Annotated in this window: 17 protein-coding genes; 13 read left to right on the plus strand and 4 right to left on the minus strand. The window is 69.8% G+C overall.

The annotated features are described in order from the left end of the window. Positions 1 to 116 precede the first annotated feature (116 nt). The 6 genes from QSK31_RS13925 to cysN all read left to right on the plus strand — a co-directional run bounded on the left by QSK31_RS13925 (position 117) and on the right by cysN (position 6,493). A complete protein-coding gene (locus tag QSK31_RS13925; protein ID WP_285684088.1) occupies positions 117 to 755 on the plus strand; it encodes a 50S ribosomal protein L25/general stress protein Ctc in 639 nt (212 codons plus the stop codon). Between the two features lie 71 nt (positions 756 to 826). Continuing rightward, positions 827 to 1,408: an aminoacyl-tRNA hydrolase gene (gene pth / locus QSK31_RS13930; protein ID WP_285684089.1), complete on the plus strand. Its 582-nt coding sequence runs from the start codon at positions 827 to 829 to the stop codon at positions 1,406 to 1,408. A gap of 140 nt (positions 1,409 to 1,548) precedes the next feature. Beyond that, entirely contained in the window at positions 1,549 to 3,348 is a 1,800-nt protein-coding gene (locus QSK31_RS13935; RefSeq protein ID WP_285684090.1) for a sugar transferase, read from the plus strand. Positions 3,349 to 3,366: 18 nt separating this feature from the next. Beyond that, on the plus strand, positions 3,367 to 4,251 hold the full coding sequence (locus QSK31_RS13940; RefSeq protein WP_285684091.1) for a 3'(2'),5'-bisphosphate nucleotidase CysQ: 885 nt from the start codon (positions 3,367 to 3,369) through the stop codon (positions 4,249 to 4,251). Positions 4,252 to 4,283: 32 nt separating this feature from the next. Then, a complete protein-coding gene (gene cysD, locus QSK31_RS13945; RefSeq protein ID WP_285684095.1) occupies positions 4,284 to 5,195 on the plus strand; it encodes a sulfate adenylyltransferase subunit CysD in 912 nt (303 codons plus the stop codon). Then, positions 5,195 to 6,493 carry a sulfate adenylyltransferase subunit CysN gene (gene cysN, locus QSK31_RS13950; RefSeq protein WP_285684096.1) on the plus strand — a complete coding sequence of 433 codons (1,299 nt, stop codon included), beginning with the start codon at positions 5,195 to 5,197 and terminating at the stop codon, positions 6,491 to 6,493. Before cysD ends, cysN begins: the two co-directional genes overlap by 1 nt. Before the next feature lie 86 nt (positions 6,494 to 6,579). Here cysN and QSK31_RS13955 read toward each other — a convergent pair whose 3' ends face one another. Continuing rightward, entirely contained in the window at positions 6,580 to 7,317 is a 738-nt protein-coding gene (locus QSK31_RS13955) for a hypothetical protein (RefSeq protein ID WP_285684097.1), read from the minus strand. Further along, on the minus strand, positions 7,314 to 7,832 hold the full coding sequence (locus QSK31_RS13960) for a SigE family RNA polymerase sigma factor (protein ID WP_502872953.1): 519 nt from the start codon (positions 7,830 to 7,832) through the stop codon (positions 7,314 to 7,316). The genes QSK31_RS13955 and QSK31_RS13960 overlap by 4 nt, the downstream gene beginning before the upstream one ends. Before the next feature lie 125 nt (positions 7,833 to 7,957). On the opposite strand from QSK31_RS13960, the gene QSK31_RS13965 reads away from it, so the two are divergent. From QSK31_RS13965 to QSK31_RS13995, 7 genes are all read left to right on the plus strand, one after another. Then, a complete protein-coding gene (locus QSK31_RS13965) occupies positions 7,958 to 8,947 on the plus strand; it encodes a LacI family DNA-binding transcriptional regulator (RefSeq protein WP_502872954.1) in 990 nt (329 codons plus the stop codon). 74 nt (positions 8,948 to 9,021) lie between these two features. Further along, positions 9,022 to 10,476, plus strand: a complete 1,455-nt coding sequence (arfA, locus tag QSK31_RS13970) for an arabinosylfuranosidase ArfA (protein ID WP_285684101.1) — start codon at positions 9,022 to 9,024, stop codon at positions 10,474 to 10,476. Then, the gene (locus QSK31_RS13975) at positions 10,473 to 11,804 is read left to right on the plus strand and encodes an ABC transporter substrate-binding protein (protein WP_285684103.1); all 1,332 of its coding nucleotides are present in this window, start codon (positions 10,473 to 10,475) and stop codon (positions 11,802 to 11,804) included. Before arfA ends, QSK31_RS13975 begins: the two co-directional genes overlap by 4 nt. A gap of 2 nt (positions 11,805 to 11,806) precedes the next feature. Then, the gene (locus QSK31_RS13980; RefSeq protein WP_285684105.1) at positions 11,807 to 12,667 is read left to right on the plus strand and encodes a carbohydrate ABC transporter permease; all 861 of its coding nucleotides are present in this window, start codon (positions 11,807 to 11,809) and stop codon (positions 12,665 to 12,667) included. Beyond that, entirely contained in the window at positions 12,664 to 13,536 is an 873-nt protein-coding gene (locus QSK31_RS13985; RefSeq protein ID WP_285684107.1) for a carbohydrate ABC transporter permease, read from the plus strand. The genes QSK31_RS13980 and QSK31_RS13985 overlap by 4 nt, the downstream gene beginning before the upstream one ends. 2 nt (positions 13,537 to 13,538) lie before the next feature. Next, the gene (locus QSK31_RS13990) at positions 13,539 to 15,224 is read left to right on the plus strand and encodes a glycoside hydrolase family 43 protein (protein WP_285684108.1); all 1,686 of its coding nucleotides are present in this window, start codon (positions 13,539 to 13,541) and stop codon (positions 15,222 to 15,224) included. Then, positions 15,218 to 16,198: a glycoside hydrolase family 43 protein gene (locus QSK31_RS13995; protein WP_285684110.1), complete on the plus strand. Its 981-nt coding sequence runs from the start codon at positions 15,218 to 15,220 to the stop codon at positions 16,196 to 16,198. Before QSK31_RS13990 ends, QSK31_RS13995 begins: the two co-directional genes overlap by 7 nt. Positions 16,199 to 16,272: 74 nt before the next feature. Here the strand turns inward: QSK31_RS13995 and QSK31_RS14000 are convergent, their stop codons facing one another. Continuing rightward, positions 16,273 to 17,358, minus strand: coding sequence for a serine hydrolase domain-containing protein (locus QSK31_RS14000; protein ID WP_502872959.1), 1,086 nt, complete (start codon positions 17,356 to 17,358; stop codon positions 16,273 to 16,275). Positions 17,359 to 17,561: 203 nt separating this feature from the next. Then, on the minus strand, positions 17,562 to 18,695 hold the full coding sequence (gene galK, locus QSK31_RS14005; protein ID WP_285684114.1) for a galactokinase: 1,134 nt from the start codon (positions 18,693 to 18,695) through the stop codon (positions 17,562 to 17,564). Between the last annotated feature and the right edge of the window lie 7 nt (positions 18,696 to 18,702).

An 18,702-nucleotide genomic window follows, 5' to 3' on the forward strand; every position in this document is an offset into this window, starting at 1 on the left:
GTTATCGACGCGGTGCTCCGGGCTTGTGCCCAGCGCGCCCCTCTCGCCCGGCACCGCCGCAGCCCGCAGCCCGCCGACATGACGCAGCCGTTCAGTTGAGTTTCAGGAGTTTCCCCGTGTCCGAGGTAAAGATCAGCGCCGAGCCCCGCACCGAGTTCGGCAAGGGTGGTGCCCGCCGCACGCGCCGGGCCGGCCTGGTGCCCGCCGTGCTTTACGGTCACGGCGAGAAGCCACAGCACATCGCCCTCCCGGCCCGTGAGTTCGCCGCCGCGATCCGGCACGGCGGTCTCAACCAGGTGTTCACCATCGACATCGTCGGTGCCTCGGGCGCCACGCTCGCCCTGCCCAAGGCGATCCAGCGCGACCCGATCAAGGACACGTACGAGCACGTGGACCTGATCATCGTGAAGCGCGGCGAGAAGGTCCAGGTCGACGTCCCGGTGACGCTGGTCGGCGAGGCCGCCCGCAACACCCTGGTGGTCAGCGAGTCGACCACCCTGGCCGTGGTCGCCGAGGCCATGCACCTGCCGTCCGGCTTCGACGTCTCGATCGAGGGCCTGGAGGCGGGTTCGCAGGTCACCGCCGCCGACGTCAACCTGCCGCAGGGCACCGAGCTGGCCGTCGAGCCGGACTTCGTGCTCGCCAACATCAGCCAGGCGCAGACCGCCGAGCAGATGGAGGGCGACACCGGCGAGGAGGGCGAGTCCGCCGAGGGTTCGGCCGAGGGCGCCGCCACCGAGGAATCCGCTTCCTGATCTAACGTCTCTCATCAGGGGAAGTGCCCGTGTGGCGCTTCCCCTGATCTGTCTGTCTCTCTGGAGTGGCGATGAGCGAGCCCTGGCTGGTGGTGGGTCTGGGTAACCCCGGCAAGGAGTACGCGGGCAACCGGCACAACGTCGGCTTCCTGGTCGCCGACCTCCTCGCGTCCCGGGTCGGCGGGAAGTTCGGCCGGTCGAAGAAGGCGCACGCGGACGTCGCCGAGGGGCATCTCGGGTTCGGCGGGCCGAAGCTGATCCTGGTCAAGCCGCTGACCTACATGAACCTGTCCGGCGGCCCGGTCAGCCAGCTCGCCCAGTTCTTCAAGGTGCCGCTGGAGAACATCGCGGCCGTGCACGACGAACTGGATCTGCCGTACGGGCAGGTCCGCGCGAAGCGTGGCGGCGGTGAGGGTGGTCACAACGGGCTGCGTTCGATGTCGAAATCGCTGTCCACCAAGGAGTACGCACGGGTCCGGTTCGGTATCGGCCGCCCGCCTGGCCGGCAGGATCCGGCCGACTACGTGCTGTCCGACTTCTCCTCGGCGGAGCGCAAGGAGCTGGAGTTCCTCGTCGATCGGGCGGCCGACGTGACCGAGGCGATCGTGCTCGAGGGCGTCGAGTGGGCGCAGAACAAATACCACGGTTCGTAATCCGGCAAGGCTCAAATCGGATAGATCCTTTAGACCTTTTTGTCCGTCTATCCATGCCGTGACGCAGATCGGGCTCCACGCGTTGGTCACGTGAACGCACCGCACGGTGCGGTCCGTCCGGCGAACGTGGGGAGGTTCGGATGCGAGGCGACCTGTCCGAAGGGCGTGACCGAGCGCTCACCGAACCGACCGTGACGCTCCCGGTCATCGGGGCGCAGCGGCGCGAGTACGGCTACACCGACCCCGATCCGACGCCGGTCCCGGAGAACTACGCTCCGGCCAACCATCCGCCGGCCAACCACGGCCCGCGGACGCACCGGCCGTCACCGCGAAGCCGCAACCGGATCCCGGCGCCGTCGATCCCGACGAGCCCGCCACCGGCCGGCGCCGGCGACCTGAACCACCCGCCGCTGGCCGCCGAGGGAGGCCCGGCACGCAACCGGGCGGTCGAGCGGCTCTGGACGCCGGAGCCCAGCCGGTCGATGGCGGTGCGTCCGCCGTCCCGGCCGTTCGTCCGGGTCCGTGGCCGGCACGCCGCCATGTCCCGCCGGCAGCGGTGGGAACGCAGCTACGTCCGCGCCCTGGTGCTGTCCGACCTGTTCGCCGGAGTGGCGGCCGGCGCGGCCATGTTCGGGCTGCGCTTCGGCGACGTGGTGACCCCGTACAACCGGTGGTATCTGCTGCTCTCCGCGCTGCTGCCGGTGGTGCTGCTGGTGGTGCTGGCGGTGAGCCGGGCGTACGAGCGGCGCTTCCTCTTCGTCGGGACCGACGAGTACCAGCGGGTGTTCCGGGGTGGCGTCGGCCTGATCGCGGGCGTGGCCGTCCTGTCGTACGCGCTGGATCTTGATCTGGCCCGCAGTTATGTCCTGGCCGCCATCCCGACGGCGGTGATCACCGCGGGTGTCCTGCGCTTCGCGCTGCGCAAGCGGCTGCACAACGCGCGAGCCCGCGGCGAGCGACTGCGGCGCGTCATCGTGGTCGGCCACGAACTCAGCGTGATCGGCATCGCCCGGCAGCTCCGGCGTGAGCGGTATCACGGCCTCGAGGTCGTCGGCTGCTGCCTGCCGCCCGACTACGACGGCCTGGTCGACCTGCCGGTCTACGGAACCTTCGACGACGTCGCGACCGCGGTGGACGCCGCCGACGCGGACACCGTGGTGGTGCTCAGCTGCCCGGAACTGGACGGCGTGGTGCTGCGCCGGCTGGCCTGGCGGCTGGAACGCGACGAGGTTGACCTGGTCGTGGCCAGCGCGCTGATCGACGTGGCCGGCGCCCGGACCACCATCCGGCCGTTCGACGGCCTGCCCATGCTGCACGTCGAGCACCCCCGGCTGCACGGCGGAATCCGTCTGGTCAAGGAACTGGTGGATCGGCTGGGAGCACTGCTCCTCCTTGCATTGTTCAGCCCGCTGCTGCTGGGCGTCGCACTGTGCGTCCGGTTGACCAGTCGCGGGCCGGTACTCTTTCGGCAGGTTCGCGTCGGTCGTGACGGCCGCGAGTTCCGGATCTTCAAGTTCCGCAGCATGTATGTCGACGCCGAGGCCAGGCTGGCCGAGCTGAGGCACCTCAACGAGCACGACGGTGTGCTCTTCAAAATGCGCGACGACCCGCGCGTCACCCCGGTCGGTCGATGGCTGCGCCGGTTCTCGGTGGATGAGCTTCCGCAGCTGCTGAACGTCCTGACCGGTCAGATGTCGCTGGTCGGCCCCCGGCCTCCGCTCCCGTCGGAGGTGGCCGCCTACGCCGACGACGTCCGTCGCCGGCTTGCGGTCAAACCCGGCATGACAGGTCTCTGGCAGGTTTCCGGCCGTTCGGACCTTTCCTGGGAGGAGGCGGTCAGACTGGACCTGCGCTATGTGGAGAACTGGTCCCTCAGTTTGGACCTGGTGATCCTGTTGCGGACCATGACGGCGGTGGTTCGGTCCTCCGGGGCCTACTAGAGGGAAGGCGAGCGGCACATGAGCGAGACGAAGGCGTCGGCGCGCATCACCGGTCAGCGCGAACCGTCGGCCGAGGGTGGCACCCCGCCGGTGATCGACGCGGCATTCGCACGCTGGCTCGCCGACCGCGCCGGGCGGCTGCTGCTCCAGGTGCGCGAGGACATCGGGTACGCGGACGGTAAGGCGTTGAAAGCGGCCGGTGACAAGGCCGCGCACGACCTGCTGCGTACCGAGCTGGCCCGCTGGCGACCCGCGGACGCCGTGCTGTCGGAGGAGGACGACCAGTCCCGCCTGGCGTGGAGCGGCGGGAACGCGATGCGCCCGGATCGGCTGGACGCGTCCCGGGTCTGGGTCGTCGACCCGCTGGACGGCACCCGGGAGTTCTCCGAGGAGGGCCGCACCGACTGGGCCGTGCACGTGGCCCTCTGGACGGCGGACTGTTCCAGCCCGAGCTGCCTGGCGGCCGGTGCGGTGGCGATGCCGGCCCAGCACCGGACGATGGCGACCGATCACCCACCGGCGTACCCTCCGCTGCCTCTCTCGGCCGCGACCGGCGGACCGATCCGGATCGCCGCCAGCCGGACCCGTCCGCCCGCCTTCGTCACCGCCCTGGCCGAGGACATCGGCGCCGAGCTCGTCCCGATGGGATCGGCCGGCGTGAAGATCGCCGCGGTGATCAACGGTGACGCGGACGCCTACGTGCACGCCGGCGGCCAGTACGAGTGGGACTCCGCCGCACCGGTCGCTGTGGCGTCGGCCACGGGGCTGCACGCTAGCCGGATCGACGGATCTGAGCTGAAATACAACCAGGCCGATCCCAAACTGCCCGACCTGGTGGTCTGTCGTAAGGATCTTGCGCCGAGACTGCTCGCAGCGCTGCAGCGTCATCTGCCGGTAACCTGACCAACAGCCCAGCGCGAGTCAGAAAGATAACGATGAGTCAGACGAAGACCTACCGAGTGTCACACCTCGATGCCCTGGAGGCCGAGAGCATCTTCGTGATGCGCGAGGTCATGGCCGAGTTCGAACGCCCGGTCTTGCTGTTCTCCGGCGGCAAGGACTCGATCGTGATGCTCCGCCTGGCGGAGAAGGCGTTCGCGCCCGGCAAGATCCCGTTCCCGGTCATGCACATCGACACCGGGCACAACTTCCCCGAGGTGCTGGAGTACCGCGACACCCGGGTGGCTGCGCTGGGCCTCAACCTGGTCGTCGCGAGCGTGCAGGAGGCGATCGACACCGGCAAGGTGCGCGAGCTGCCCGACGGCACCCGCAACCGGATCCAGACGCCGGTGCTGCTCGCGGCGGTGGAGAAATACCGGTTCGACGCGCTCTTCGGCGGCGCCCGCCGCGACGAGGAGAAGGCCCGGGCCAAGGAGCGGGTGTTCAGCTTCCGCGACGAGTTCGGCCAGTGGGATCCGAAGAACCAGCGCCCCGAGCTGTGGTCGCTCTACAACGGCAAGCATCACGCGGGCGAGTCGATCCGGGTCTTCCCGCTGTCCAACTGGACCGAGCTGGACATCTGGCACTACATCGCCAAGGAGCGGGTGCCGCTGCCGGCCATCTACTACGCGCACGACCGCGAGGTCGTCGAGCGCGGCGGCATGCTCTACGCCGTGAACGAGTTCATCCGCCTCAAGGACGGCGAGACCTCCAGCGTCGAGCGGGTGCGTTACCGGACCGTCGGCGACGCCTCCCAGACCGCCGCGGTGCGTTCCGAGGCGGACACGGTGGACAAGGTGATCGAGGAGGTCGCGGCGACCCGGATCACCGAGCGCGGCGCCACCCGCGGCGACGACAAGGTCAGCGAGGCCGCGATGGAAGACCGCAAGCGAGAGGGTTACTTCTGATGTCCCAGGCAGTTCTCGAGCCGGAGTCGGCGCCGGCGCGTGGCATGGACCTGCTCCGGTTCGCCACCGCGGGCAGTGTCGACGACGGCAAGTCGACGCTGATCGGGCGGCTGCTGTACGACACCAAGACGATCTTCGAGGACCAGCTCGAGTCGGTCGAGGCGGTCAGCGCGGCGCGTGGCGACGAGTACACCAACCTCGCGCTGCTCACCGACGGCCTGCGCGCCGAGCGCGAGCAGGGCATCACGATCGACGTGGCGTACCGCTACTTCGCGACGCCGCGGCGGAAGTTCATCATCGCGGACACCCCGGGACACATCCAGTACACCCGCAACATGGTGACCGGGGCGTCCACGGCCGACCTCGCGCTGATCCTGGTGGACGCCCGCAAGGGCCTGGTCGAACAGTCCCGCCGGCACGCCTTCCTGACCAGCCTGCTGCGCGTCCCGCACCTGGTGCTCTGCGTCAACAAGATGGACCTGGTCGACTGGGACCAGTCGGTCTACGAGCGCATCGCGGACGAGTTCACCTCGTTCGCCGCGAAACTCGACGCTCCGGACCTCACGGTCATCCCGATCTCCGCGCTCAACGGCGACAACATCGCCTCCCGGTCGGACAAGAGCCCCTGGTACGAGGGCCCGTCCCTGCTCCACCACCTGGAGCACGTACACATCGCGTCGGACCGCAACCTGGTCGACGTGCGCTTCCCGGTGCAGTACGTGATCCGCCCGCAGTCGACGACGATCACCGACTACCGGGGCTACGCCGGCCAGGTGGCCTCCGGGGTGCTCAAGCCGGGTGACGAGGTGATGGTCCTGCCGTCCGGGCTGACCAGCACGATCGCTTCGATCGACACCGCCGACGGTCCACTGGACGAGGCCTTCCCGCCGATGTCGGTGACGGTGCGGCTGACCGACGAGATCGACATCTCGCGGGGCGACATGATCTGCCGGCCGAACAACGCGCCCGCCGTCGCCCAGGACATCGAGGCGATGATCTGCTGGATGGACGAGTCCGCACCGTTCTCGGTCGGCAGCAAATACCTGATCAAGCACACCACGCGTACGGCGAAGACGGTGGTGCGCGGCCTGCAGTACCGGCTCGACGTGAACACGTTGCACCGGGACGAGACGGCCGAGTCGCTGAGCCTGAACGAGATCGGCCGGGTGAAGCTGCGGACGGCGATGCCGCTGCTGGCCGATCAGTACCGGCGCAACCGGACGACGGGCGGCTTCGTGCTGATCGACGAGTCGAGCAACCGTACGGTCGCCGCCGGCATGATCATCGAGGCGTCATAGCGCCCACGACGCGGTGATGCACATATGTGCTCAGAGCAAAGGGGCGGGCCCGAAGGCCCGCCCCCTTTCTCGCTGAAGGAAGAGCGTCAGCCGACGCCCTGCACGGCCTTGTGCACGTGGACGCCCGCGGCCAGCTCGGTCATCTGCTGCTTGCTGAAGCCCAGCCCGCCCCAGAACTGGACGGCGAGGTAGACGTTCTTGGGCTGCTTGACGAAGATCGTCGAGCCGTAGTCGCCGTCGGCGCGGGCCGGCTCGGGGCTCGGCTTTCCGTTGGCGTCCGACACGTCGCCGCGCAGGCTCTTGCGCAGGATGCCGTCGCCGTCGCCGACCTTGATCTTCTCGCCCTGCGGGGTTCCGGCGTCCTTGCTCTCCAGGAAGACGGCGATCTTGTTCGAGTAGTCGCCCGGGTCGTAGATCGGCGCCTTGGACGGGTCGACGCCCGGGCCCGGGTTCTTGGCCTTGTCCGGGGCGATCACCAGCGCGTACTCGTTGACGGCCTGGACGAACCAGCCGTCCGGAACCGTGTCGACGGTGAAGCCTTTGGGCTGCTCACCCTTGTAGGCGACGAGCTGGATGCTCTTGGCCGACGCGGCGGGCGGAGCCTGGGCCTCGGTGCCGCCGGGGCCGGTGGCCGTGCCGGAGGTGGCGACCGCGAAGGCGGCCACCGCGGCGGCGACCGTGAAGAGCGAGCCACCGGCGGTCTGGATCGCCCGGCGCCGGCGCAGCGCGGTGCGTCCACGCGACAGGTCGGTGTCGGCCTGCTGGATGGTCGGCGCGACCGGCCGCCCGGCCACGTCCTCGAATGCGTCACGAAGGTCCATCATCGATTCACTCCTTGCCGAAGAAACGAGCCACGGGGCTCGAGAGCGGTGCGCAGCCGGTCGAGCGCACGGGCGGTCTGGCTCTTGACGGTGCCCTCGGAACAGTTGAGGGCGTCAGCGGTCTCGGCGACGCCGAGGTCGTAGAAGTAGCGGAAGACGACCGCGGCGCGCATCCGGGGCGGAAGCTCCTTCAGCGCCTGACGCAGCCGGTCGCCGCCGGGCACGTCGTCCGGGCCTCGGTGGACCTGGTCCGGGATCTCGGCCACCGGCCGCTCGCGCCGGCGCCACAACCGGCGCCGCTCGTCGGTCAGCGCGTTGACCAGCGCCCGGCGCACGTACCCCTCGGGGTTGTCCGCCCGGCGGAAAGCCGGCCAGCCGACGTAGAGCTTGGTCAGCGTTCCCTGCACGAGATCCTCCGCCAGATGCGCGTCGCCCGCCGTCAGCAGCGTCGCGGTGCGCACCAGGCCGGCCCTGCGGGCCAGCACGAAATCGTGGAACTGCTCATCACGCTCGTTCATCACGAGCCTCCTGAAGTCTCACGCCCCCCTGACCGCCTCCCGTGCCTCGGAGGTTGCATCCGGCGGACGTTGTTATAGTCCGGGGGTCGGCGGTTGACGAGGGGGCGAGGCTGGTGCCTCCGGGCTTGAAGGATGTCGCGGCCCTGGCCGGCGTGTCCATCAAGACCGTGTCAAACGTGGTCAACGGCTATCTGCACGTGGCGCCGGACACGCGGGCGCGGGTGCAGGGCGCGATCGATCAGCTGGGTTACAAGCCGAACGTCGCCGCCCGGCAATTGCGCAGCGGCCGGTCCGGGGTGATCGCGCTGGCGCTGCCCGAGTTGCAGTCGCCGTACTTCGCCGAGCTCGCCGGGCTGATCGTGCAGGCCGCCGAGCGCCGGTCGTGGACCGTGTTGATCGACCAGACCGACGGCCAGGCCGACCGGGAGCGCAACCTGGTGGCGGGCCTGCGCCGGCACGCGATCGACGGCCTGATCTTCAGTCCGCTGGCGCTGACCGGCGAGGAGCTGACCAGCGGCGGCGACGGCACCCCGATGGTGCTGCTGGGCGAGCGGGTGTCCGCCGGCCCGGCCGATCACGTGGCGATCGACAACACCGCGGCGGCCGCCGATGCCACCCGGCACCTGGCTGGGCTGGGCCGGCGCCGGATCGCGGCGATCGGCGCTCAGGACCGGCCGTCGGCGATGACCGCGCACCTGCGGCTGGCCGGTTACCGGCGGGCGCTGGCCGAGGCCGGGCTGCCCGACGATCCGGCGCTGGTCGTGCCGGCCGAGAGTTTCCACCGGGCGGACGGCGCGGCGGCGATGGAGCGTCTGCTGGCGCTGCCCGACCCGCCGGACGCGGTGTTCTGCTTCAACGACCTGCTCGCCCTGGGTGCTCTTCGCACGTTGCTGCGGAGCGGGCGGACGGTGCCCGGCGACGTCGCGGTGGCGGGCTTCGACGACGTCGAGGACGGCCGGTTCAGCACGCCGACGCTGACCACCATCGCGCCGGACGCCGCACGGATCGCGGAGCTGACGATCGACCTGCTGGCGGAACGGATCGGGCAAACCGCCGAACCGCCGCGGGAGGTATGGGTCCAACACCGTCTGATCACCCGCGAAAGCACCGGCTGACCTAGGAAATCTCTCCGTAACGAAACCAACGTCATCTCTTTACAACGTTGTATCCAACGTTGTAAACAGTGTCCATGTCAGTGGCGCAGCTCACCCTCGACCCCGCCTACGTGATCGCTCCGGTCGACCGCCGGCTCTTCGGCTCGTTCGTCGAGCACATGGGCCGGTGCGTCTACACGGGCATCTTCGAGCCCGGTCACCCGGCGGCCGACGCCGACGGCCTCCGCACCGACGTGCTCGAGCTGGTCCGCGAGTTGGGCGTCACCACGGTCCGCTACCCGGGCGGGAACTTCGTCTCCAACTACCGCTGGGAGGACGGCGTCGGCCCGGCGGCCCAGCGTCCGCGCCGGCTCGACCTGGCCTGGCGCTCGGTGGAGAGCAACGCTTTCGGGCTGAACGAGTTCATGCGCTGGGCCACGGCGGCCGGGGTCGAACCGATGATGGCGGTCAACCTGGGCACCCGCGGGGTGGACGACGCCGCCGCACTGGTCGAGTACTGCAACCTCGCCGAGGGCACCGCGATCAGCGACCGGCGGCGCGAGCACGGGGTGGCCAAGCCGCACGACGTACGCCTCTGGTGCCTCGGCAACGAGATGGACGGCCCGTGGCAGGTCGGCCGGATGACCGCCCGGGAGTACGGCCGCCTCGCCTCCCGCGCCGGCTCGGCGATGAAGAAGGTCGACCCGGGCATCGAGCTGGTCGCGTGCGGCAGCTCGAACGCCGACATGCCGACCTTCGCCGCCTGGGAGGCCACCGTCCTGGAGGAGGCGTACGACCAGGTCGACTACCTCTCGCTGCACCAGTACTACGACCCCGAGAAGGACGACCCGGCCAGCTTCCGGGCCTCCGCGTACGGGCTGGACGGGTTCATCTCCGACGTGATCGCGACCGCCGACCACGTCCGGGCCAAGCTCCGCCGGACCAAGCGGATCAACCTGGCGCTGGACGAGTGGAACGTCTGGTACCAGTCCCGGTTCACCGAGCCGGAGGACCGCGGCATCGAGGACACCCCGGAGCTGATCGAGGACGAGTACGACGTCACCGACGCGATGGTGGTCGGCAACCTGCTGATCAGCATGCTGCGGCACGCCGACCGGCTGACCATCGGCTGCCAGGCGCAGCTGGTCAACGTGATCGCGCCGATCCGTACGCAAAAAGGTGGCCCGGCCTGGCGGCAGACCACCTTCCACCCGTTCGCGCACACCGCCCGGCTGGCCCGCGGCACCGTGCTCCGCGCGGCGGTGACCTCGCCCCTGATGGCCACCGGCCGGTACGGCGACGTCCCCGCGGTCGACGCGATCGCCACCCACGACCCGGAGTCCGGCGCGCTGTCCGTGTTCGCGGTCAACCGCGGCACCGAGCAGATCCGGCTCGACCTGGACCTGCGCGCCTTCCCGAAGCACCGCCCCGGCGACCACCTGTGGATGGCCGAGGGCGCGACGACCGAACCCCTCACCCAGTCCGGCGGCACCTCCGTCGCCCTTCCCCCGCTCTCCTGGCACGCCCTGACCTTCGAGGAGCAACGATGACCGATAACCTGACCCGCCGCGGCCTGCTCGGCCTCGGTGTCGGCGCCGGTGGTGCCGTCCTGCTCGGCGCCTGCGGCGACGACGGACCCAACCCGGTCGTGAACGGCGGTGGCGGTGACGCCCAGCCCGCGGCGACCAGCTACTCCGGCCCGAACGTCGCGCTGACGTTCTGGAACGGCTTCACCGGCGGCGACGGCCCGGTGATGAAGTCGCTGGTGGAGAAGTTCAACGCGGCCAACCCCAACATCAAGGTCACGATGAACGTGTACGAGTGGGCCGACTACTACCAGAAGGTGCCGGCCGCGGTGTCCACCGGCAACGGTCCGGACCTGGGCATCATGCATGTCGAGCAGGTGGCCACCAACGCGGCCCGCGGCGTGGTCCTGCCGCTCGACGACGTCGCCGCCTCGCTCCAGCTCAAGGAGGAGGACTTCTCGCCGCCGGTGTGGCGGGCCGGGGTCTACAACTCCAAGCGGTACGCGATCCCGCTCGACGTGCACCCGCAGGGCATGTTCTACAACAAGAAGGTCCTGCAGGCCGCCGGCCTCGACCCGGAGAAGCCGCCCACCACCGGCGACGAGTACCTGGCCGCCCTGGACGCGTTGAAGGCCAAGGGGATCCAGGGGCACTGGGCCAGCCCGTTCCCGTTCACCGGCGTGCACCAGTTCGAGTCGCTCACCTGGCAGTTCGGCGGCCAGCTCTTCGACGACGCGGCGAGCAAGCCGATGTTCGCCGAGGACGCCGGCGTGAAGGCTCTGACCTGGCTGGTCGACCTGGTCAAGAAGGGTTACAGCCCGAAGAACGTGGCCCAGGACGCCGACGCGATCGCGCTGCAGAACGGCAAGGCCGCCTTCAACTGGAACGGCATCTGGAACATCAACACGCTCAACGGTGTGAAGGGTCTGGAGTGGGGCGTCAGCGCCCTCCCGCAGATCGGCACGCAGAAGGCGGCGTGGGCCGGGTCGCACAACTTCGTGCAGTTCAAGCAGAAGGCCAATGACCCGAACAAGCTGACCGCCGGCAAGGTGTTCATCAACTTCATCAGCCAGCAGTCGCTCGAGTGGGCCAAGGGCGGCCAGGTGCCGGCCCGCAAGGAGGTCCGGGAGAGCGCCGAGTTCAAGGGGCTCAAGGAGCAGTCGGCGATCGGCACGCAGATCGACGACCTGCACTTCCCGCCGTCGGTGCCGGGCATCGCGGACGCCATGGCGACCATGGACGTCGCGGTCAACGAGGCGATCCTGCTGCGTAAGGAGCCGGCCAAGGCGCTCGCCGACGCGGCCGCCAAGGCCGGCCAGATCCTGGAGCAGAACAAGAAGAAGTACGGCTGAGCATGCGTCGGTCCACGCCCTATCTCTTCCTGCTGCCGTACGTCGCGATCTTCGCGACGTTCACGCTGGTGCCCGCGGTCTACGGCATCTGGATCAGCCTGCACGACTGGGACTACCTGCTGCCCGGGAAGCCGTTCGTCGGCCTGGCCAACTACGCGGCGCTCTTCGACAGCGCCTCGCCGGTGTTCGACTTCTTCTGGCAGAGCATGGAGGCCACCGGGATCTTCACGGTGGCCAGCGTGCCGTTGCTGATCGTGGCGCCGATGGGCGTGGCGCTGCTGCTCAACCGTGCGTTCCCCGGCCGCACGCTGTTCCGGGCCGTCTACTTCGCACCGTACGTGCTGGGGGTGGCCGTGATCGGCCTGCTCTGGCGCTTCCTGCTGGACCCCAACCTCGGCATGGTCAACTCCCTTCTCGGAACAGACATCCCGTGGACCACCGGCCTGCCGTGGGCGTGGATCTCGCTGGTCGGCGTCACCGTGTGGTGGACGCTCGGCTTCAACGCGGTGATCTATCTGGCCGGGTTGCAGGACATCCCGCGGGACCTGTACGACGCGGCGCGGGTGGACGGCGCCGGGCGCTGGGCCGAGTTCCGGCACGTGACCATCCCCGGGCTCCGGCCGGTGCTCACCTTCGTGGTGATCAACACGATCCTGGCCTCGGCGAACATGTTCGGTCAGTCGTACCTGATCACGCAGGGCGCGCCGGGGGTGGAGACGCGGACGGCGATCATGTACATCGCCGACGAGGGCCTGCGCAGCTACCGGATGGGTAGCGCGGCCGCGATGAGCTACTTCCTCACGCTCGGGTTGTTGCTGGTCAGCGTGATCGTGTTCCGGTTGTTCAGAGAGAAGGACAAATGAGCCCCCGTCCTACCTCCCCGCCGCCGCCCCTGACCGGAATGAAGGCCAACCTCAAAGGAATCGCCTGGTACACCGTCCTGATCGGGATCAGCGTCGTCTTCGTGGCGCCGCTCGTGTGGATGCTGCTGACCTCGTTGAAGACCACCAGCGAGGCCACGGCCATCCCGCCGGCGTGGCTGCCCGCGGAGCCGACCACCCGGGCGTACCAGACGCTCTTCGCCGGTGGCAGTCAGACACCGGTGCTGCGCTGGTTCCTGAACAGCATGGTCGCCGCCACGGGACAGGCGATTGTCGTGCTGGTGGTGGCGTCGATGGCCGCGTACCCGCTGGCCCGGATGAAGTTCCGCGGTAAGAACGTGATCTTCGGGCTGATCGTCGGGACACTGTTCGTGCCCGGCTTCGTGATGCTGATCCCGAACTTCCTGATGGTCGACCGGCTGGGCTGGCTGGACAGCGTCTGGGCGCTGATCATCCCGGGTGCGGCCAGCGCGTTCGGCGTGTTCTTCCTGCGCCAGTTCTTCTCCGCGCTGCCCCGGGAACTGGAGGAGGCGGCGCTGATCGAGGGCGCCAACGCGTGGCAGATCTTCACCAAGGTGATCCTGCCGCTGTCCAAGCCGGGGCTGGCCACGTTGACCGTGATCGCGTTCCTGACCAACTGGAACGACTTCATCTGGCCGGTCTACGTGCTGTTCAGTCCGGAGAAGCTGACCCTGCCGCCGGGCCTGGCCACGCTCCAGGGCGCCTACACGACCGACTACCCGGTGATCATGGCGGGCGCCGCGCTGGCCAGCATCCCGGTGCTGATCCTCTTCGTGGTGTGCCAGAGGTACATCATCGAGGGCGTCTCCCGCAGCGGCCTTAAGGGGTAACGATGAAGAAGCTGCTCGGTCTCCTGGCCGTCGTCCTGGTCCTGATCCCGACGGCGGCCCACGCCAACCCGATCTCGCGGGGCTTCGCCGACACCTTCGCGGACCCGGTGATCGTGCCCGGTGGCGACGGCTACTACTACGGCTACGGCACCACCGACCCGCTGCGGGAAGGGGAGAAGGCCGCGCACCGGATCCCGATCGGGCGGTCGTCGAACCTGGTCGACTGGACGTACGTCGGTGACGCGTTCGCCGCCGGGCAGAAGCCGGCCTTCGCCGCGGACAACGCCGCCTTCTGGGCGCCGGACGTCCGGAAGATCGGCAGCCGCTGGGTGATGTACGTGACCGTCACCGAGACCACCGTCGCGCCCGGCGCCTCGGCCATCGGCGCGGCCACCGCACCCACGCCGACCGGCCCTTGGACCTTCGTGGACACGCCCGTGGTGGCGCCCCGTCCCAGCGGCGACGGCGGCTGGCTGTGGACCTTCGACCCGGCGCAGCTCACCACCCCCGACGGCCGGAAGTTCCTGTACTACGGCAGCTACTTCGGCGGGATCTGGGTCAGCGAACTCACCGCGGACGGGCTGCACCTGACCGGCACGGCCAGCAGGGTCGCGATCGACAACAAGTTCGAGGGCGCGTACGTGGTGCGGCACGCGGGCTGGTACTACCTGTTCGCGTCGTCGGCGAACTGCTGCGCCGGGCCGACCACCGGGTACTCGGTGTCCGCCGGACGTTCCCGGGATCCGCGCGGCCCGTTCGTCGACAAGCTCGGCCAGTCGCTGAACGTCTCCCGGGCCGGTGGCACGCCGGTGATCGCGCCGAACGGCAACCGCTGGGTCGGCACCGGCCACAACGGGCTGATCACCGACCGGCTCGGCCAGGACTGGCTCGTCTACCACGCGATCGACCGCGACGACCCGTACCTGGACGAGCCGTTCGGGATCAACGAGCGGCCGATGCTGCTCGACCGGCTCGACTGGATCAAAGGCTGGCCTTCGGTACGCGGGGGCGCCTGGGCCTCGGACGTCCTGCGCGACAAGCCCGGGCGTCCGCTGCCGCCGGTGCGCCCGGTTGCCGACCCGGCGCCCGGCCGGGTGATCGCCGAGGACGGATTCGATCGCCCGCTGCGGAACTGGACGGCGATCAGGGATCCGAAGGTCACCGTGAGCAACGGTCGGCTGACCTGGCCGGTCGAGGGCAAGGATCTGACCGGGACCAGCAACGACGCCGGTGTGCTGCTGCGCGACGCGCCGAAGGGCAACTGGATCGCCGAGACGAAGCTGACCCTGCCACTGGGCGAGGACACCGTCCGTAACTACCAGCAGGCCGGCCTGATCGCCTATGTGGACGACGACCATTTCGCGCGGCTGTCCGCGGTGGCGATCTGGAACACCCGGCAGGTCGAGTTCGGGTACGAGATCCCGTACGCCGGCGCGCTGTCCTACGGCGGCACGATCGCGGGCACGCCCGGGCTCGAGACGACCTGGCTGCGGCTCGCGCACCGGACCGACGCGAGTGGCGAGCACGAGTACCGCGCCGGGGTGAGCCGGGACGGGCGGCGCTGGACCTGGGGCGGCGTGTGGACCCTGCCGGCGAACACGACGCCGCGGATCGGCCTGGTGGCGCACGGCGGCGCAGTGCCGGCGGTCACGGCCTCGTTCGACTACCTGAGGTTCAGCCGATGGTGAGGCTGCTGGCGCTCTTGTTGATCCTTCCCCTTACCGGCTGCGCCAAGGAGGTCGAAGTGCCGGTGCCGACTTTCACCAACCCCGTGTTCGCCGACAACTTCCCCGATCCGGGGGTGATCCGGCATGAGAACACCTGGTACGCGTACGGGACGAACAATGCCGCCGCGGCCGTACCCATCTTGACCTCGAAGGATCTCGTGACCTGGACCGGCGCCGGGGATGCGATGCCCGAGGTCGGAGCGTGGGCCACCAAGGGCAACACCTGGGCGCCCGAGGTCATCGCGGGTGACGGTGGCTGGCTGCTCTACTACACGGCCCGGTCGACCGCCACGGATCGGCAGTGCATCGGGGTGGCGTTCAGTGCGAAGCCGGAGGGGCCGTTCGTCGACGAGTCGGACAAGCCGCTGATCTGCCAGGCCGACGAGGGCGGGTCGATCGACGCCAGCCCGTTCACGGCGGCGGACGGCAAGCGCTACCTCTACTGGAAGAACGACGGCAACGCGATCGGGCAGCCGACGTACCTCTACGGCTCCGAGCTCAGCGCCGACGGGCGGACGCTGACCGGTGAGCCGAAACAGTTGCTGGTCAACGATGCCGCGTGGGAGGACCACGTGATCGAGGCGCCGCAGATGGTCGAGCGGGAACGAACGTTCTTTCTCTTCTTTTCAGCGAACGCCTTCGATCGCGACGTGTACGCCATGGGCTACGCCACCTGCGACACCCCGCTCGGCCCGTGTCGCAAGGCCGCCGAGAACCCGATCCTCAAGACGTCGCCGGCGGCCGCCGGGCCGGGACACAGTTTCCTGGTGACCACGCCGGCGGGGGAGAGCTGGCTGCTCTACCACGCGTGGCCGCCGGACGCGATCGGCAGCGTGTCGCCCGGCCGCCAGCTCTGGCTGGACCGGGTCGACTGGGTCGACGGCAAGCCCGTGGTGAAGGGCCCGACCGCCGACCCGCAACCGCTGCCGCGCTAGGTCGTTTCTGGTGGATCAGCCAGGGCTGCGGCGTGGCCCAGAGCGCGCCTCGCACTTGGCTGATCCACGAGACACTAGCCGACGAGGTGGCGGCTGAGGTCCGGCGCGGACCTCGCCGTCACCGCCTCGGTGTCGCTGAAGGCCGCGATCCAGAACTGCGCCCTCGCGACGTCGATCGGGTGCGGCACGCCGGGCGCCGTCTGGTAGAACGACATGCTCTGCGCGTACGTCATCTGCCGCTTGCCGTCCTCGGTGTGCCACGACACGGTCTGGTGACCGATCACGCTGCCGTCGTGGCCCCACACCTTTCCGCCGGGTAGCTGGATCCAGTAGAGCCCCAGGCCGTACCCGCCGGCCTCGGGGTTTTCCGGGTCCGTCGGCACGGTGGTCTTCATCTCGGCGAGCAGGGCCGGGCTCAGCAGCCGGCCGGTCAGCAGGGCGCGGTAGAAGACGTTCAGGTCGTCCGCGGTGGACACCATCTCGCCCGCGCCGTACAACCACGACATGTTGTAGCGGGTGAAGTCACGCAGTTCCCCGTCCGGCGACCACGGCACGTACGCGTGCATGTGCGGCCCGCGGATCGTCGGGTCGGACCCCTCGAAATAGGTGTCCGTCAGGTGCAGCGGCCGGAGGATCCGCCGGCTCACCTCGGTGCGGTAGCTGTGCCCGGTGACCTTCTCGATGATCAGACCGGCCAGGACGTAGTTCGTGTTCGAGTACGACCAGCCGGTGGTCGGGGCGGCGGCCAGCCCGATACGGGCCAGTTGCTCCGGCGTGTAGGTCGTCCGGCCGACCTCGACGATGTCCTCTGCGGACCGCAGCAGCTCGGTGTCGAAGTCGCCGATCCCGCTCGTGTGGTTGAGCAGCATCCGGACGGTGACCCGGCCGCCGACCTCCTTCGGCACCAGCCGGGCGGGCAGGTAACGGCCGATCGGCGCGTCCAGTGCGACCCTCCGCTCGCCGGCGAGCTGCAGCATCGTGGTCGCCACGAACGTCTTGGTGATGCTGCCGACCCGGTGCCGCAGGCCGTCCCGGACCGGCCGGCCGGACCGTACGTCGATCACCCCGGCGGTCGGCGACCACACCCGGCGGCCGTCCCGGACCTCGGCGAACACGCCCGGCATCCCGGCCTCGGCCACCGCGTCCAGTTTCGTCTGCAGATCCACACCGGACGGTGCGGCGGCGGCCGCGGTCGCGGGTGCCACCAGCAGCAGCACGGCCGCCACGGCGACGGTCAGTGTGCGTCTCAACATCGTTCCCCCTCGTGCTGAACCAACACGACCGATGCTGTCATCGAGAACAGGCGATGTCGTCCGGCGCGGGGACGATCGGGTGGGTCCTCCGCGCGACGGACCCGGACCGCTCAGAGGCGGGTCGCTCCCTGGCTCGGGACCGCGACGAAGGGGGTGGGCGCGGTGAAACCGTTCTTCTCGTACGCCTCGGCGATCGCCGCCGCGGTGGCGTCCGCTCGCTCGGCGTCGATCAGCGCCAGGACGCAGCCGCCGAAGCCACCACCGGTCATCCGGGCGCCGTACGCGCCGGCCATCAGCGCCGTCTCCACCGCCACGTCGACCTCGGCCACGGTGATCTCGAAGTCCTCGCGCATCGAGGCGTGCGACGCGGTCATCAGCGGCCCGATCTCCCGGATCCGGCCCGAGCGCAGCAGCGACACGGTGTCCAGCACCCGCTGGTTCTCGGTCACCACGTGCCGCACCCGGCGCCGCATCACGTCGTCGTCGAGCCGTTTGAGGGCGTCTTCCAGGTCGTCCGTGGCGACGTCGCGCAACGCGGCCACGCCCAGCGTCCGGGCCGCCTCCTCGCAGGCCTTGCGGCGGGCGCCGTACTCGCCGTCGACGTGCCGGTGCGGCGCGTTGCTGTTCACCACCAGCACGGCCAGGCCCTCGGTGGCCACGTCGAACGGGATCTGCTCGACCTCCTGCGACCGGCAGTCCAGGAACAGCGCGCGGCCCGCCTCGCAGCGGATCGACGCGGACTGGTCCATGATCCCGGTCGGCGCGCCGACGTAGACGTTCTCGCCGCGCTGGGCCAGCGCCGGGCGCTCCGCCACCGGGATGTCCAGGCCACCGAGGTCGATCAGCGCGGTGAGCACCGCCGACTCCAGCGCGGCGCTGGACGACACCCCGGCGCCGAGCGGGACGTCCGAGGTGATCGCCAGGTCGGCCGGTGGCACGTCGTGCCCCGCCTCGGCCAGCGCCCACACGATCCCGGCCACGTACGCCGCCCAGCCGGTCACCGTGCCCGGCTCGCCCGGGGAGTCGAACGAGACGGACCCGTCCTGCAGGTCGGAGCAGACCCGCCACCCGGAGGACGCCCGGGACGCCGCCGCGACCACCCGCTCGGGCAGCGCGAACGGAAGCACGAAGCCGTCGTTGTAGTCGGTGTGCTCGCCGATCAGGTTCACCCGGCCGGGCGCCGCCCACAGGCCCTCCGGCTCGGCCCCGTACTGATCGCGGAAGGTCGATGCGACGTCACTCATGATCTGA

It is taken from the genome of Actinoplanes sp. NBRC 103695 (assembly GCF_030269485.1).
In the GTDB taxonomy this organism is placed as follows: Bacteria; Actinomycetota; Actinomycetes; order Mycobacteriales; family Micromonosporaceae; genus Actinoplanes.

Coding starts and splice junctions, on each gene's coding strand:
- QSK31_RS13985 (WP_285684107.1), top strand. CDS start 12,664: ATGAGCCCCCGTCCTACCTCCCCGCCGCCGCCCCTGACCGGAATGAAG.
- QSK31_RS13990 (WP_285684108.1), top strand. CDS start 13,539: ATGAAGAAGCTGCTCGGTCTCCTGGCCGTCGTCCTGGTCCTGATCCCG.
- QSK31_RS13975 (WP_285684103.1), top strand. CDS start 10,473: ATGACCGATAACCTGACCCGCCGCGGCCTGCTCGGCCTCGGTGTCGGC.
- QSK31_RS13940 (WP_285684091.1), top strand. CDS start 3,367: ATGAGCGAGACGAAGGCGTCGGCGCGCATCACCGGTCAGCGCGAACCG.
- cysD (WP_285684095.1), top strand. CDS start 4,284: ATGAGTCAGACGAAGACCTACCGAGTGTCACACCTCGATGCCCTGGAG.
- QSK31_RS13935 (WP_285684090.1), top strand. CDS start 1,549: ATGCGAGGCGACCTGTCCGAAGGGCGTGACCGAGCGCTCACCGAACCG.
- QSK31_RS13960 (WP_502872953.1), bottom strand. CDS start 7,832: ATGAACGAGCGTGATGAGCAGTTCCACGATTTCGTGCTGGCCCGCAGG.
- pth (WP_285684089.1), top strand. CDS start 827: ATGAGCGAGCCCTGGCTGGTGGTGGGTCTGGGTAACCCCGGCAAGGAG.
- arfA (WP_285684101.1), top strand. CDS start 9,022: ATGTCAGTGGCGCAGCTCACCCTCGACCCCGCCTACGTGATCGCTCCG.
- QSK31_RS13995 (WP_285684110.1), top strand. CDS start 15,218: ATGGTGAGGCTGCTGGCGCTCTTGTTGATCCTTCCCCTTACCGGCTGC.
- QSK31_RS13980 (WP_285684105.1), top strand. CDS start 11,807: ATGCGTCGGTCCACGCCCTATCTCTTCCTGCTGCCGTACGTCGCGATC.
- cysN (WP_285684096.1), top strand. CDS start 5,195: ATGTCCCAGGCAGTTCTCGAGCCGGAGTCGGCGCCGGCGCGTGGCATG.
- QSK31_RS13955 (WP_285684097.1), bottom strand. CDS start 7,317: ATGATGGACCTTCGTGACGCATTCGAGGACGTGGCCGGGCGGCCGGTC.
- galK (WP_285684114.1), bottom strand. CDS start 18,695: ATGAGTGACGTCGCATCGACCTTCCGCGATCAGTACGGGGCCGAGCCG.